The sequence below is a fragment of the Serratia sp. BNK-12 genome (assembly GCF_047456085.1).
Lineage (GTDB): Bacteria > Pseudomonadota > Gammaproteobacteria > Enterobacterales > Enterobacteriaceae > Serratia > Serratia liquefaciens.
On the sequence record NZ_CP179896.1, the window covers coordinates 4,821,675 to 4,837,423 of the forward strand.

General features: G+C 54.1%; 12 protein-coding genes, 1 tRNA gene and 1 pseudogene. 8 read left to right on the plus strand and 6 right to left on the minus strand.

Translation table 11 applies throughout. The annotated features are described in order from the left end of the window. Positions 1-60 precede the first annotated feature (60 nt). The 4 genes from ACMGG1_RS22530 to ACMGG1_RS22545 form a co-directional block, all read right to left on the minus strand. Complete coding sequence (locus ACMGG1_RS22530) at positions 61-405, minus strand: DUF4156 domain-containing protein (RefSeq protein WP_020824885.1); 345 nt, start codon at positions 403-405, stop codon at positions 61-63. A 239-nt stretch (positions 406-644) separates the two neighbouring features. After that, complete coding sequence (groL, locus tag ACMGG1_RS22535; protein WP_020824884.1) at positions 645-2,291, minus strand: chaperonin GroEL; 1,647 nt, start codon at positions 2,289-2,291, stop codon at positions 645-647. Between the two features lie 44 nt (positions 2,292-2,335). Continuing rightward, on the minus strand, positions 2,336-2,629 hold the full coding sequence (locus ACMGG1_RS22540) for a co-chaperone GroES (RefSeq protein WP_004952634.1): 294 nt from the start codon (positions 2,627-2,629) through the stop codon (positions 2,336-2,338). A 184-nt stretch (positions 2,630-2,813) separates the two neighbouring features. Continuing rightward, positions 2,814-3,305: an FxsA family protein gene (locus ACMGG1_RS22545; RefSeq protein ID WP_020824883.1), complete on the minus strand. Its 492-nt coding sequence runs from the start codon at positions 3,303-3,305 to the stop codon at positions 2,814-2,816. A 345-nt stretch (positions 3,306-3,650) separates the two neighbouring features. Here ACMGG1_RS22545 and aspA point away from each other — a divergent pair, with 345 nt between their 5' ends. The 6 genes from aspA (at position 3,651) to ACMGG1_RS22575 (ending at position 9,499) form a co-directional block, all read left to right on the plus strand. Continuing rightward, positions 3,651-5,087: an aspartate ammonia-lyase gene (gene aspA, locus ACMGG1_RS22550; protein ID WP_020824881.1), complete on the plus strand. Its 1,437-nt coding sequence runs from the start codon at positions 3,651-3,653 to the stop codon at positions 5,085-5,087. A 126-nt stretch (positions 5,088-5,213) separates the two neighbouring features. After that, positions 5,214-6,515: an anaerobic C4-dicarboxylate transporter gene (locus ACMGG1_RS22555; protein WP_044553921.1), complete on the plus strand. Its 1,302-nt coding sequence runs from the start codon at positions 5,214-5,216 to the stop codon at positions 6,513-6,515. A 124-nt stretch (positions 6,516-6,639) separates the two neighbouring features. Then, positions 6,640-6,963, plus strand: coding sequence for a divalent cation tolerance protein CutA (gene cutA / locus ACMGG1_RS22560; RefSeq protein ID WP_020824880.1), 324 nt, complete (start codon positions 6,640-6,642; stop codon positions 6,961-6,963). Continuing rightward, positions 6,939-8,648 (plus strand): protein-disulfide reductase DsbD, encoded by a 1,710-nt coding sequence (locus ACMGG1_RS22565; protein WP_409325261.1) that lies wholly within the window; start codon positions 6,939-6,941, stop codon positions 8,646-8,648. Before cutA ends, ACMGG1_RS22565 begins: the two co-directional genes overlap by 25 nt. Positions 8,649-8,688: 40 nt before the next feature. Further along, positions 8,689-9,264: a division control transcriptional repressor DicD gene (gene dicD, locus ACMGG1_RS22570; protein WP_020824878.1), complete on the plus strand. Its 576-nt coding sequence runs from the start codon at positions 8,689-8,691 to the stop codon at positions 9,262-9,264. 159 nt (positions 9,265-9,423) lie between these two features. Beyond that, positions 9,424-9,499 (plus strand) — tRNA-Phe (locus ACMGG1_RS22575). Between the two features lie 398 nt (positions 9,500-9,897). Here the strand turns inward: ACMGG1_RS22575 and torS are convergent. Then, complete coding sequence (torS, locus tag ACMGG1_RS22580; protein WP_400827123.1) at positions 9,898-12,639, minus strand: TMAO reductase system sensor histidine kinase/response regulator TorS; 2,742 nt, start codon at positions 12,637-12,639, stop codon at positions 9,898-9,900. An 81-nt stretch (positions 12,640-12,720) separates the two neighbouring features. Between torS and torT the strand changes: the two are divergent. After that, a pseudogene (gene torT, locus ACMGG1_RS22585) lies at positions 12,721-13,770 on the plus strand (TMAO reductase system periplasmic protein TorT); the annotation flags it as partial. On the opposite strand, the gene torR reads toward torT, so the two are convergent. Next, entirely contained in the window at positions 13,750-14,445 is a 696-nt protein-coding gene (gene torR, locus ACMGG1_RS22590) for a two-component system response regulator TorR (RefSeq protein WP_414161034.1), read from the minus strand. The pseudogene torT and the gene torR sit on opposite strands and share 21 nt — an antisense overlap. Before the next feature lie 134 nt (positions 14,446-14,579). Between torR and torC the strand changes: the two genes are divergently transcribed. Then, a complete protein-coding gene (gene torC / locus ACMGG1_RS22595; protein ID WP_130016072.1) occupies positions 14,580-15,743 on the plus strand; it encodes a pentaheme c-type cytochrome TorC in 1,164 nt (387 codons plus the stop codon). The last annotated feature ends 6 nt before the right edge of the window (positions 15,744-15,749 follow it).

The following is a 15,749-nucleotide window of genomic DNA, read 5'->3' on the forward strand; positions in this document are numbered from 1 at the left end:
AAAAGAGGCATGCCTGGGCATGCCTCTTTTTTATGCTATGACGTACGCATTAATCTTGCGTTACGGGCACTTATAAACCTGGCCGGCCATTTTGCTGTCCAGCGGGGCAAAGCTTGAAAGCAGGTTCTGGCTTGGGCTGGTAGCACCATAAATCACGTTGCCGCCCATTGCCGCTGCCTTGTTGCGCAGATCGTTTGCCGCGCCGCGCATGGAGCTGCCTTCACCACCGTTACCGGACAACCAGTTGCTCTGGGTGCCAGTCACTTCGCCCACCAGCTGGCATTCTGCCGCCGGTTTGGTATCGGTAAATTTAACCTGCTGACCTGCGGCGGAAAGTTCATTGGTGCTGCTGCAACCTGCCAGCAGCAAGGCTGCCGAAAGACCCAGTAAGGCTTTAATCCGCATCTTGTTCCCCATCTATATTGAGAGTTTCGCAAAAGCTTATCAGAAAGCGTTGCTATCTCTTAAGCATCCGTTGCCACTGGTGCTGGCCAACGTCTTGAGCGACAGCTGATGAAAGATCAGTTTACCAGCTAAATCAGCCCGGTCTGCATAAATATCATCAAAAGCAGTGAGACAAAGCACGCAAAAAAAAGCCCCGACCAATTGGCCAGGGCTTTTGCACACGCGAACGTGGGGGATGATTACATCATGCCGCCCATGCCGCCCATGCCACCCATACCGCCAGCGCCACCTAAATCAGGTGCGTCGCTTTTTGGCAGGTCGGTCACCATGCACTCGGTGGTGATCATCAGGCCAGCCACAGAAGCCGCGTACTGCAGAGCAGAACGGGTTACTTTGGTTGGATCCAGGATACCCATCGCGATCATGTCGCCGTATTCTTCAGTGTAAGCGTTGTAGCCGTAGCTGCCTTCGCCTGCTTTCACGTTGTTGGCAATCACGGAAGCTTCTTCACCGGCGTTGATTACGATCTGACGCAGTGGAGATTCCATCGCGCGCAGAGCAACCTTGATACCGACGTTCTGGTCTTCGTTGTCGCCTTTCAGGTTAGCAATTTTGCTTGCTACGCGGATCAGTGCAACACCACCGCCGGCAACCACGCCTTCTTCAACCGCAGCACGGGTCGCGTGCAGGGCATCTTCAACGCGGGCTTTCTTCTCTTTCATTTCAACTTCAGTTGCTGCGCCCACTTTGATAACGGCAACGCCGCCAGCCAGTTTAGCGACACGCTCCTGCAGTTTTTCACGATCGTAGTCAGAGGTCGCTTCTTCGATCTGCTGACGGATCTGGGTAACGCGGCCTTGGATAGTCGCTTCGTCGCCCACGCCATCGATGATGATGGTGGTGTCTTTGTTGATCACAACGCGCTTAGCCTGGCCCAGGTCTTCCAGGGTCGCTTTTTCCAGCTCCAGACCAATCTCTTCAGAGATAACGGTACCGGCAGTCAGGGTAGCGATATCCTGCAGCATAGCTTTACGACGGTCGCCGAAACCAGGTGCTTTAACCGCAGCCACTTTCACGATGCCGCGCATGGTGTTAACCACCAGAGTAGCCAGCGCTTCGCCTTCAACATCTTCAGCAATGATCAGCAGTGGTTTGCCGGCTTTCGCTACGGCTTCCAGTACTGGCAGCATTTCACGGATGTTGGAGATTTTCTTGTCAGCCAGCAGGATGAACGGGCTTTCCAGTTCGATAGAACCGGTTTCTGGCTTGTTGATGAAGTATGGAGACAGGTAACCGCGGTCGAACTGCATACCTTCAACAACGTCCAGCTCGTCTTGCAGGCCAGTGCCTTCTTCAACGGTGATAACGCCTTCTTTGCCCACTTTCTCCATCGCTTCTGCAATCAGTTTACCCACGGTTTCGTCGGAGTTTGCAGAGATGGTGCCTACCTGAGCGATAGCTTTGGAGTCAGAGCAAGGTACGGACAGTTTTTTAAGCTCTTCAACAGCGGCGATAACCGCTTTGTCGATACCGCGCTTCAGATCCATTGGGTTCATGCCGGCAGCCACAGCTTTCAGGCCTTCGGTGATGATGGATTGAGCCAGTACGGTTGCAGTGGTGGTACCGTCGCCCGCAGCGTCGTTCGCTTTAGAGGCAACTTCTTTCACCATTTGCGCGCCCATGTTTTCAAACTTGTCTTCCAGTTCGATTTCACGAGCAACAGATACGCCATCTTTAGTGATGGTAGGAGCGCCGAAGGACTTATCCAGCACTACGTTACGGCCTTTCGGGCCCAGGGTCACTTTTACTGCATCAGCGAGAACATTCACGCCGCGGAGCATTTTCACGCGAGCGTCATTGCCGAATTTTACGTCTTTAGCTGCCATTGGTATTTCCCTTCAACTCGTTCAGTTCAGAAGATAAAGCGCACTTACGCTTCAACAATTGCCAGAATGTCGCTTTCGGACATGATCAACACTTCTTCATTGTCGATCTTCTCTGCTTTCACGCCGTAACCGTCGTTGAAAATCACGATATCGCCAACTTTCACATCCAGCGGCTGGATGTTGCCGCTTTCCAGAACACGCCCTTTACCCACCGCGACAACTTCGCCACGAGTAGATTTACCCGCTGCAGAGCCAGTCAGGACGATGCCGCCAGCAGATTTTGATTCAACTTCTTTGCGCTTGACGATAACGCGGTCATGCAATGGACGAATACTCATTGAACGCTCTCCTGTAAGAAGGTCTCTATCAGATTTAGGGTTGTCACCGGATTGTGAATACCGGCTTGTGGGATTTGAAATGGGGGCATTCCATCCCCCTTCAAGGGGGCGGCCAAAAAAATTTTCGCTTTTGATGGCAATACTGAGCTACTGATGCGAAAAACGCGGCCTGGGCCGCGTTTTTTCAACGATCGTTGCGTTTGTCATGATCGTCGGGCTGATGATCCAGCGTATAGCGATCGTCGTTTTTACGCTGGAACTCGCCGTCGAAGGTGTTGCCGTTGGCAGCATTACCGCCCTGGCTCCAACCGCCGGGGCGGTAAACGGAAAGATGCGGCATCAGTTTCAACGTCAGCGATTTTTGCACCGGGGGCAGTAACAACAACAGGCCGAGGAAATCGGTAAAGAATCCCGGCACCAGCAGCAAGAAGCCCGCTAATACCAGTGAAACACTTTTCACCATTTCCGACGCAGGGCTTTCACCTGCAGCCAGCTTTTGTTGCATCTGCATGAAGGTCTTCATGCCCTGGTTGCGCACCAGCGAAATGCCGACGCAGGAGGTGAACACCACCAGCAACAGGGTAATCGCCACGCCCAATACGGCGGCGACTTTAATAAATAGGGATATCTCTATGTAAGCCAACAGAAATATCAGCAGTAACGGTAACCAGCGCACCTGGTTCTCCTCTGGTAGATCTGCGCAACCGCACGTTGGCGACGGCGCGAAAAGGGGGCCGGTTAACGGCCAACCTAAATACAATGGGGTCTGCCGGCGTGCATTTCAACCAAAGGCCCTTTTTTATTGCTAAAGTTAATAAACGTGAAAGGGATCACAGAACCAGAAACAGGCAATTTAAGAAGGCTCAGAAGGTGATCTGGATTCAGTCATTTATTACTAACCAGCATATGATCTGGGCAGCAACGGGCACAGTGGTTAATCGTTTCATGCCTGAAGCCTTCGGCAACATAATTTGGTTCCCTGACAATTAATTAATTCGGCAGCAATACAAAGAAGGTTCACATGTCAAATAACATTCGTATCGAAGAAGACCTGTTAGGAACACGTGAAGTCCCCGCAGAAGCCTATTACGGTGTTCACACTCTGCGTGCGATTGAAAACTTTTATATCAGCAACAGCAAAATCAGCGATGTGCCCGAGTTTGTTCGCGGCATGGTAATGGTAAAAAAAGCCGCAGCGATGGCGAACAAAGAACTCAAAACCATTCCACGTAAAATCGCTGATGTCATCATCCAGGCCTGTGACGAAGTGCTGGATAAAGGCAAATGCATGGACCAGTTCCCGGTGGATGTGTTCCAGGGCGGCGCGGGCACTTCATTGAACATGAACACCAACGAAGTGCTGGCGAATATTGGTCTGGAGCTGATGGGCCACCAGAAAGGCGAATACCAATACCTGAACCCTAACGATCATCTCAACAAGTGCCAGTCTACCAACGACGCCTACCCAACCGGTTTCCGCATTGCGGTTTACGCCTCCAATCAGAAGCTTATCGACGCCATCAACCAGCTGCGCGAAGGGTTTGACCGCAAGGCAAAAGAGTTTGAAACCATCCTGAAAATGGGGCGCACCCAGTTGCAGGATGCGGTGCCAATGACGTTGGGTCAGGAATTCCATGCGTTCAGCGTGTTGCTGAAAGAAGAAACCCGCAACCTGCATCGCACCGCCGAGCTGCTGCTGGAAGTGAACCTGGGTGCGACAGCAATCGGGACGGCGCTGAACACCCCGGAAGGCTACCCGCAACTGGCGGTTCAAAAATTGGCAGAGGTCAGCAACCTGCCTGTCGTGCCGGCCGAAGACTTGATCGAAGCCACCTCCGACTGCGGCGCCTACGTAATGGTGCACAGTGCGCTGAAACGCCTCGCAGTTAAACTGTCTAAAATTTGCAACGACCTGCGCCTGCTGTCTTCAGGCCCACGCGCCGGTCTGAACGAAATTAACCTGCCGGAACTGCAAGCGGGCTCATCCATCATGCCGGCCAAGGTCAACCCGGTCGTACCGGAAGTGGTCAATCAGGTATGTTTCAAGGTGATTGGCAACGACACTTGCGTTACCATGGCGGCCGAAGCGGGCCAACTGCAGTTGAACGTCATGGAGCCGGTGATTGGCCAGGCGATGTTCGAGTCCATTCACATCCTGACCAACGCCTGCTATAACCTGCTGGAAAAATGCATTAACGGCATCACCGCGAATAAAGAAGTGTGCGAGCACTACGTCTTCAATTCTATCGGTATCGTCACCTATCTGAACCCGTTCATTGGCCACCACAACGGTGACATCGTCGGGAAGATCTGCGCCGAAACCGGCAAGAGCGTACGTGAAGTCGTGCTGGAACGCGGTCTGCTGACCGAAGCCGAGCTGGATGACATCTTCTCCGTGGAGAACCTGATGCACCCGGCCTATAAAGCCAAACGCTATACGGATGAAAATGAACAATAACAGACACACCCGGTAGCCCAAAAAGGCACGCTAAATCCCCCTGGATAGCGTGCCTTTTTACTTTCCATCGCCCACAAAATTTTAACTTTTCGTTTTCAAAAAAACTTATTTTAAGGAGTAGACACTATGTTAGCCGTAGAATTGGTTATCGTTCTGCTGGCCATTTTTTTAGGGGCCAGGCTGGGCGGTATCGGGATTGGATTTGCAGGCGGGCTGGGGGTTTTGGTCCTGGCGTTGATTGGCGTGAAACCGGGCAGTATTCCGTTCGACGTCATTTCCATCATCATGGCAGTGATTGCTGCGATCTCGGCGATGCAGGTCGCTGGCGGTATGGACTATCTGGTGCAGCAAACGGAAAAACTGCTGCGCAAGAACCCCAAGCACATCACCATTCTGGCACCGATCGTCACCTATTTTCTGACTATCTTCGCCGGTACCGGCAACATTTCGCTTTCCGCGCTGCCGGTGATCGCTGAAGTCGCGAAAGAACAGGGCATCAAGCCTTGCCGTCCGCTGTCTACCGCCGTGGTATCCGCACAGATCGCCATCACCGCCTCGCCAATTTCTGCCGCGGTGGTGTACATGTCTTCAGTGATGGAAGGGCACGGCGTCAGCTATCTGCACCTGCTGATGGTCGTGATGCCGTCTACCTTCTGCGCCGTACTGGTGATGTCGCTGCTGGTAAGCTGGCTGTTCGACTCCAAATTGTCGGACGATCCGGTTTACCTGAAGCGCCTGGAAGAAGGTTTGGTGACCCTGCGCGGCAACAAGATCATGGAAATCAAACCCCGCGCCAAAGTGTCGGTGCTGCTGTTCCTGCTCGGCGTGCTGTGCGTGGTGGCTTACGCCATCATCAACAGCCCGGGCCTGGGCCTGGTAGCAAAACCGCTGATGAACACCACCAACGCCATTCTAATCATCATGCTTAGCGTCGCTACCCTGACCACCCTGCTGTGCCGCGTCGATACCGATATGGTGCTTAATTCCAGCACCTTTAAGGCCGGCATGAGCGCCTGTATCTGTATTCTGGGGGTAGCCTGGTTGGGTGATACCTTTGTTCAAGCCAACATTGACTGGATCAAAGAGACTGCTGGCACGGTGATTCAATCGCATCCGTGGCTGTTGGCCGTGATTTTCTTCTTCTGCTCGGCGCTGCTGTATTCTCAGGCCGCCACCGCCAAGGCGCTGATGCCGATGGCGCTGGCGTTGAACGTATCGCCATTGACCGCAGTGGCTTCCTTCGCCGCCGTTTCCGGCCTGTTTATCCTGCCAACCTACCCAACGCTGGTCGCCGCGGTACAAATGGATGATACCGGCACCACCCGCATCGGGCGTTTTGTGTTTAACCACCCGTTCTTTATCCCCGGCACCATCGGCGTGATATTGGCGGTGCTGTTTGGCTTCCTGCTGGGCAGCGTGATGCTGTAATGCTTCACCCCGGGGCTGCGGCCCCGGTTTCCCCTCTCCTGCCCCACTGGCGATAAACTCGCCTTCTAGCTGACCGCCCTTCAAGGTATAGTGCCCACTGATAATCTGGATGAGAGGGCTGAAGATGTCTGATTGCGAAGCTGTCGTCATACTCTGCACCGCACCCGATGAGGCCACGGCACAAGACCTGGCGGCCCGGGTTCTGGGGGAAAAACTGGCGGCCTGCGCCACGCTGTTACCCGGCGCAACGTCGTTATATTACTGGGAAGGGAAACTGGAACAGGAATATGAAGTGCAGATGCTGTTCAAAAGCGATTGCCACCATCAAGATGCCCTGCTCAGCTACCTGAAACAACATCACCCCTACCAGACGCCAGAACTGTTGGTGTTGCCGGTGATGGCCGGAGATAAAGACTACCTGTTATGGATCAACGCCTCATTAAACTGATTTTCCTGCTTTGCAGCCTGTTCTTTCTGCCGCAGGCGGCCCAGGCTTCGCTGTTCGGCCAAAACGGCGGTAGCCAGTTCGTGCCTGTCGATCAGGCCTTCGCCTTTGATTTCAAACAGCAAGGCAATCAGCTGTCGCTGGACTGGCAAATTCGTCCCGGTTATTACCTCTATCGCCAGCAGATCAAACTGGTGCCAAAGCAGGCCACGCTGGGCGCCGTTGAACTGCCCGCCGGGCTGAGCCACAAAGACGAATTTTTCGGCGAGGTCGCCATTTTCAAGCAACAACTGAATCTGAAGATTCCGCTGCAACAAGCAACGGCAGATGCCAGCCTGAGCGTGACCTACCAGGGCTGCGCGGAAGCCGGTTTCTGCTACCCGCCGGAAACGCGCGTGATCCCGTTGAATGCCGTGAGCGCCTCCGCCGCTCCGATACTCCCTACTGCGGCAGAGCCGGTACCGGCTCCCAATGATCTGCCGTTTTCACCGCTGTGGGCATTGCTGATCGGTATCGGTATCGCTTTCACCCCCTGCGTTTTGCCGATGTACCCTCTGATTTCCGGCATCATTCTGGGCCGTGAAAAACCGCATAGCAGCGGTCGAATTTTGGCGTTGGCCGTGGTTTACGTGCAGGGTATGGCGCTGACCTATACCTTGCTGGGTTTGGTGGTCGCTGCCGCCGGGCTGCAGTTTCAAGCGGCACTGCAACATCCGTACGTGTTGATCGGCCTCTCAGTGCTGTTTATCGCCTTGGCATTGTCGATGTTTGGCCTCTATTCATTGCAATTACCGGCATCGCTGCAAACGCGTTTAGCGGGCTGGAGCAATACCCAAAAAGGAGGCTCGCTGCCCGGCGTGTTCCTGATGGGGGCTCTGGCTGGATTGATCTGTTCCCCTTGTACCACCGCACCACTCAGCGCGATCCTGCTCTACATTGCCCAGAGCGGTAATATGTGGGCCGGCGGCGGTACCTTGTACCTTTACGCATTAGGCATGGGGATCCCGCTGGTGCTCGTCACCCTGTTCGGTAACCGCCTGCTGCCGCGCAGCGGCCCATGGATGCAGTATGTCAAAGAGGCTTTCGGCTTTGTGATCCTCGCCCTGCCGGTATTTCTGCTGGAGCGTGTGATCGGCGATCTGTGGGGGCTGCGGCTGTGGAGCCTGCTGGGTCTGGCGTTCTTCGGCTGGGCATTTGCCCTTAGCCTGAAAACCTCCCGCGGCTGGGCCCGTGTTTTACAGATGCTATTACTGGCAGCGGCGGTGATTGCCGCACGGCCGTTGCAAGACTGGGCTTTTGGCGTTAACAGCACTCAGCAGGCAGCACCACATCTGAACTTTACGCAGATCAGTAATGTGGAGCAGCTCAACCTGGCGCTGCAGCAAGCACAGGGTAAACCGGTGATGCTGGATCTGTATGCCGATTGGTGCGTCGCCTGCAAAGAGTTCGAAAAGTATACCTTTAGTGATGCGGCCGTTCAGGCTAAGCTGACCAATGCCGTGCTGCTGCAGGCGGATGTGACCGCCAACAATGCCGAACAGGCAGCGCTGCTCAAGCACTTGAAAGTCCTGGGTTTGCCGACAATTCTATTTTTTAACGACGCAGGACAAGAGTTGACGGCCCAGCGGGTGACCGGATTTATGGATGCTCCAACGTTCAACGCGCATTTGCAGAAAGTAGTGCAATAAATAACACTGAAGTTCAGAACCGAATTTGGAGGGAGCACAAGTGCAACGCGAACAAGTTCTTGATACGGCACTGGGGCTGTTGGAACAACAGGGCCTGGCAACCACCACATTAGAAATGCTGGCAGAAAAACTCGACGTACAGCCGAGCGATCTTAAACGCTTCTGGCCGGATCGCGAAGCGCTGCTGTATGACTGCCTGCGCTATCACGGCCAGCAAATTGACACCTGGCGTCGTCAGTTGCTGCTGGACGAAGCCCTGAGCCCACAGCAAAAATTGCTGGCACGCTACGACGTGCTGGCAGAGTACGTACAACACGATCGCTATCCCGGCTGCCTGTTTATTGCCGCCTGTAGCTTCTTCCCGGAGGTGGATCACCCTATCCACCAGTTGGCCGAGCAGCAGAAGCTGACTTCGCTGGAACTGACCCGTGACCTGCTGCGAGAAATGGACGCCGACGATGCGGATATGGTGGCGCAGCAGATGGAACTGATCCAAGAGGGCTGCCTCAGCAAACTGCTGATAAAACGTCAGCTCCAGGACGTATCCGTTGCCAAGCGCTTGGCGGAAGACATCTTGCAGGTCGCTCAGTGCCGCAGAAATGGCGCATTAAGCTGAATGACACCGTGGCGGCGAGCGCAACCACGGTACTTTACGCCCATCTCGCGCTTTTTTTGCTCCCTTTGACTGAAAAGCCAGCAACCGGACGCGTTTTGCCTTATTTCGTTCACAAAGCCGTTGACTGACTTCGGCCAATACGGTTTAATGCTGCGCGTTGCCCGGATAGCTCAGTCGGTAGAGCAGGGGATTGAAAATCCCCGTGTCCTTGGTTCGATTCCGAGTCCGGGCACCATATTTAGAGAACCCAGCCAATGGCTGGGTTTTTGCTTTTCTGGAGTGAGACTCATCATCGAACAAGTTCGATTATTCGGCCAGAGGCCTCACCCTGCGGGCCAACGCTAAAGCGTTGTTCAATCCGGCGCAAGCGCCGGTTGTCCGAGTCCGGGCACCACTATTTAGAAGAACCCGCCTATGGCGGGTTTTTTGCTTTTCTGGAGTGGGACTCTTCATCGAACAAGTTCGATTATTCGGCCAGAGGCCTCACCCTGCGGGCCAACGCTAAAGCGTTGTTCAATCCGGCGCAAGCGCCGGTTGTCCGAGTCCGGCACCCTATTTAGAAGAACCCGCCTATGGCGGGTTTTTTGCTTTCTGAGACAGGACTCCTCATTGAACAAGTTCGATCGCACGACCTTATTGCGCATCGAGCCAGGCCGAAAGCTGCCGCAATTCTTCCGTGAGGATTTGGCGCAGCGGAATCAATTTATCCGGTGTCTGCTCCAGCTCGGAACAGGCCTCAACCGCATGCTGCATGCCCAAACTGGCACAGCTGCTTTTTAGTTTATGTGCCAAATGCACAACTCTGCGCACATCCCCCGCTTCGCTGGCCTGTTCAAGCTCAGTAACCCATAACAAGGCATGTTCTACGAACAAGGCTCGCCACTCGCTGATTTTCTCTTTACCGAACACCGCCATATCCTGCGTTAGCTGAACGAAATCCAAACTGGGAGCGAGCTGCATCGGGCATTTTTCTGCTGTTAAATAGTGCTCAATCAGTCGGCTTAATGCTGCACAGGCGATAGGCTTTTGTATCAATCCGCAGAATATTTCGCCGACGCGGAGCCTTAACGTTTCGTCGGCAACATGGGCGCTGAAACCAATAAGGGGTAACTGTGGCTGCAACGCAGCAATCAGCCCAGAGAGCGTCACACCGTCCATATCCGGCAGATCCAAATCCACCAGTACACCGCTGAATGCGCCATCAACTGCCAATAGGTTCAATGCGCTTTGGCCATCGCCAACCACCTCAACCATGGCATGGCAAGACAGCAACATTTCGGCGGTAATACGCTGGGTGACCAGGTTATCTTCCACCAGCAGCAGACGGTAACCGGAAAGATCCGTTCGTTCTTCTGCCCGATGCTGTATGGGCGTAGCCGCGATAATCAGCGGCAGACTCAGTGAAAAACAGCTGCCGCTCCCCAGCGTGCTGGTAACGCTTAAGCTGCCTTGCAGTGCCTCCGCCAGCCCCCGGCTGATCGCCAATCCCAGCCCGGTGCCACCGCGCTTGGCCGTCAGCTGTACAAAGGGTTTGAAAATCTGTGCCAGTGCTTCACCGGCAATGCCACACCCCGTATCTGCAACGTCAATTTGCCAGCGCGGCCCATCAATATGGCAGCGAATATCCACCCGGCCTTGATCGGTGAAACGCAGGGCGTTAGCCAACAAATTCATCACAATTTGGCGAATACGCCGCGCATCACCCTTGAGCCATTGCGGCAATTCGTCAGCACAAGTGAGAGCCAATGTAATCTCACGATTACGTACCCGCCCGGAGATTAACCTCATGATACTCGCCAGTAACTGACGTGGGTCGAAAGCCTCTTCGTTGAGCGTCACGCTGCTCTTACCCGCCTCGAGCGCAGAGTAATCCAGAATATCGTTGAGGATCGCCAATAGACTCTCACCGGAGTCATTGATCGCCTGTACGTAGGAGAGGTTCTTTAGCGACAGCGCCTGTTCCGACAACAGCTGAGCCGTGCCCAGAATACCGTGCAACGGGGTTCGAATTTCATGGCTCATCGCGGCCAAAAAGGCCGACTTAGCCCGGTTGGCCTTTTCCGCCTCAGCGCGAGCCTGGTGGTGCTCCATTACCATGGCTTCTAATTCTGCAGTACGTAATTCGACCTGCTTCACCAGGTCTTGGCGCTGGTTTTGTAAGGCATAGGCATTGGCGCGAAAAGCCTCCATCAACTGCCCCATGGTATTTAGCTCCCGCACACCGGAAGTCGCCGGGAATGGCGTGTTGAGATCGCCCTCCAATAACCCTTCCAGAGCCGCTGTTTGCTTCGCCAAGGGCAACGTCACCGAGCGCCACACCACGCGCCACAGGATCAATGACAGCGCCACCAACGAGAAAAAACTCAAGATAATCAGCCAGAACTTTCCCGTTTCCCGAGCCTGCCGAAGTGCCTCTAACGCCTGAGTATTACGCCGCTCGATATCGCTGACCTGACGGCTGATTTCAGTACTGAAGCGAGTAAACATATCCAGGTTGTCTTGCGACAGCGCCTGAAGCTGCGCGCGGAGATCCCGTTCCCGCTGATACAGTGCCGCAAGCTGTTGATAACGTTCCAGGGTCTGTAATTCACGCGCTATCTTTTCGCTTGTAAGGGGATCTTCGACTCGCTCCTGCCTGCGCTGGAGAATACGAACGTAGTTGCCGATACGGGAGATTAATTCTGCTGGCGCACGCTCGGCCAGCTCCTTCTCCAGCAGCAAAATCAGATGCTCAATTTGTATCGCATTGAGCCGTAGCTCGGCCATTTGATTTTGATATTCATAATCGATATCGATCAGGCGGTCTAACGCCTGCTCCGCGGCCTGATTGCGATGCTGCTCAATCAAATCGTAAATCCCTGCCTGCGTAACGCCTGCGGCCGTTGCGGCATTGTTTAACTGCCCTTTGGCCAACTCGGCAATGCGGGCCGCTGCATCCATAATTTCACGGGAAAGATCGCGCTGCTGTTTTCGCAGCGTCAGGCGCTGACCAACCAACTCACCCTGCAGACCTAAACTGCGCGTAATGTCGGACTCCTGCTGCTCTATCGCCGTCGTATCAAACCCTTGGCTGCGCAAACGTTCCAAAAGCCGGCTGATACGCAAACTTTGCACCGTGAGCATCTTTCCCTGTGCCATCCAATCGGCTTGGGTATCGGCATTCGTTAAACTTTGGGCGGAAAACAGTTCGTATGCACTGGCCTCACTGAGTTGCCGGGCCAAATTCATCGTCGGGATCACCGACCGGGTGTGGTTTTGTTCGACCTCGCCCATAAAGCGAAAACCCAACCAACCTATCAGCGAACTGATCAGCGCTAACCCTGCCATCAGCAGAAAAGCCAACCAAAGTCGCTGTGTTAACGAAGGGTGCCCCATAGGTATCCTGATGATGAAATTAAAGTTGTTTTATCAGTGACGAAACCTCTAGCATAAAGACTTATTAAATATGAGGCTATTATGCGCAGCGCGATTTTCCGTTTTCTTCTGCCGTTTTTCTGCGGCACGATAACCTGCTCGGCATTGGCTGTTTCGCAAGCTCCTCTGGTGCGCTGGCTAAACGAGCGACAATCAGAGCCGGTTGCCGCCATGCCGGTATTGCAGATGGAACGCCGTTGGAAATTGTGCGCCCTCTACCCCAGCCTGAAGGACGCTTACTGGCTCTCGATCAATTACGGCATGATCCGTGAAGCCCAGCGAACCAAAGTGCAGCTGAAGATATTTGAAGCCGGTGGCTATTCGCAGCTTGAAACCCAACGCGAACAATTAACGCTCTGTCGCCAATGGGGGGCCGATGCGATTTTGCTTGGCAGCAGCCTGGCTCAATTCCCCAACCTGGCAGCATCCGTTGGCAACACGCCGGTGATTGCCGTGGTGAATGAACTGAATTTTGCGGCGGCCAAAGCCCGGGTGGGCGTGCCCTGGTTTCAAATGGGCTACCAACCCGGCCGATATCTGGCCGAGCATCCCCCTCACCCTTCACTCCATGTGCTGCTGATGCCTGGGCCAAAGGATGCCGGAGGCAGCCGGGAAATGGTTGACGGATTTCGCACCGCGGTGGAAGGAAGTTCGATACAGATCGTTGATGTGGTTTATGGCGATAACGACGTAGAGATACAGCGCAACTTATTACAGGACATGCTGGAAAAACACCCTGAAATCAACCTGATTGCCGGGAATGCCATTGCCGCTCAGGTCGCCATGGGGGAAGCACGCAACCGTCGCCATCCCTTGGGAATTGTCTCTTTTTACCTGTCACATCAGGTATATCGGGGACTGAAACGGGGCAGAATCATCGTGGCAGCCAGTGACCAGATGGCGCTACAGGGCGAGCTGGCCGTCGATCAAGCCATTCGAGCCTTGCAGCATCAAAACGTGGACATGAACATCAGCCCGCAAATTCTGGTACTGACGCCAGCGAACATTTCCCCTGAGAAGGTAAAGCTATCCCTTTCTCCCCTGGGTTTTCGCCCGGTGTACCTGTTCCCTTCAGCTAACCTCAGCCGCGAGAAAATAACCCTCGCCATGCCTGGTGACGAACAGCTCGTGGCTCAGTTTGTTTCTCAATCTGCGGATCAGCACATCCACAGTACGGAGATCCGGCTGTTCCACCCGCTGCGATGACAACATGCGCAACAGCCGTTCGCGGCTCAACACCGTGCCCGGGTTGGTAATAAACGCCAGCAGCATTTCGTATTCGGCTCGCGTCAGGCGAATCGGCTCCCCCTCGCATTCCAGCGTATGCCTGGAAGGATTAAGGCAATATCCGGCGAACAGATAGCAGTTTTCCTGTTGCCCTTGCCTTGCTGGCGTCTTGGCCAAATCGATACGCCAAAGGAGGTTTTTGACGCGCACCACCAGCTCACGCAACTCGAGGGGTTTAGTGACATAGTCATCCGCCCCCATTTCCAGCCCTACAATCCGATCAATTTGCTCACAACGGCCGGTCACGAGAATAATGCCGACGTTTGAGCGTTCACGCAGAGATCGGGTCAGCAACAAGCCGTTTTCATTGGGCAGGTTGATGTCCAGCAGTACCAGATCCACCGGCTGAAGCAGCATAATTTCCTTCAGCCCCGCCCCGCTTTCGGCTACAGAAACCTGATAGCCCTCATGAACAAAATAATCACGTAAGCGCGCCTGTGTAACCGGATCGTCTTCAACGATAACAATGTGATGGCTCATGATTTCACGCTCGCTTCAGCCTGTTCATATCCATTCATATTCTGACTTACTCCATTCATCCAGACCGGTGACCCCATTCATATTTACTCAATATCCTACTAAAGGAGTACCCATAATAACGAGAAGGTTTATTTATGAGCAAACTTTGGCGAAAACTGACACGGCCCAGCGCCAAATGGTCAGTGCTGGCACTGTTAGGGATCGGTTGTATTCTCGGATTGGCCATCATCATCGTGCCGCACGCTGGCATTAAGCTGACCAGCAATACGGAATTCTGCGTCAGTTGCCATGCGATGCAGCCGGTATATCAAGAATATCAACAGTCCGTTCACTTCAAGAATGCGTCCGGCGTACGCGCAGAATGCCGTGACTGCCATATCCCACCAGATATTCCAGGCATGCTGTGGCGCAAGCTGGAAGCAGCCAACGATCTCTATCAAAACTTTATTGCCCATTCGATTGATACGCCTGAGAAATTCGAAGCGAAACGCGCCGAATTGGCCAAGCGTGAATGGAAGCGCATGAAAGACAACAACTCCGTCGGCTGCCGTTCTTGCCATAACTACGAGGCCATGGAGCACAGCAAGCAGCACCCGGAAGCGGCCAAACAGATGAGCATTGCGGCGAAGGACAATCAGTCTTGCGTTGATTGTCACAAGGGGATTGCTCACCAACTGCCGGACATGAGTAGCGGTTTCCGCAAGCAATTTGAAGATATGCGCCTGCAGGCCAACGAAAACAGCGACGGCAACACGCTATATACGCTGGACATGAAACCTATCTACGCGGCCAAAGGCGATAAAGAACCGGCGGGCTCTCTGCTGCCGGCCTCAGAAGTTAAGGTCTTAAAACGTGACGGCGATTGGCTCGAAGTGCAAATCGTGGGCTGGACAGAAACCGAGGGGCGCCAACGCGTGCTTTCGCTGCTGCCTGGCAAACGCATTTTTGTTTCGTCCATTCGCGATGAAGTGCAAAAACACGCCCAAACGCTTGAAAAAACCACGGTAGCCGCCACCGGTGCGGAGTGGAGCAAACTGCAAACCACCGCCTGGGTACAAAAAGGCGACCTGGTCAACGATATCAAACCGATTTGGGCCTACACCAGCGCGCTGTACACCGGAACCTGCAATCAGTGCCACGGTGCCCCTGACATTGCGCACTTTGATGCCAACGGCTGGATCGGCACGCTGAACGGCATGGTCGGCTTTACCAGCCTTGATAAGCGCGAAGAACGCACCCTGCTGAAATATTTGCAGATGAATGCTTCCGATACCGGCGGCGCAGACCAGAAGCACTAAGGGAGA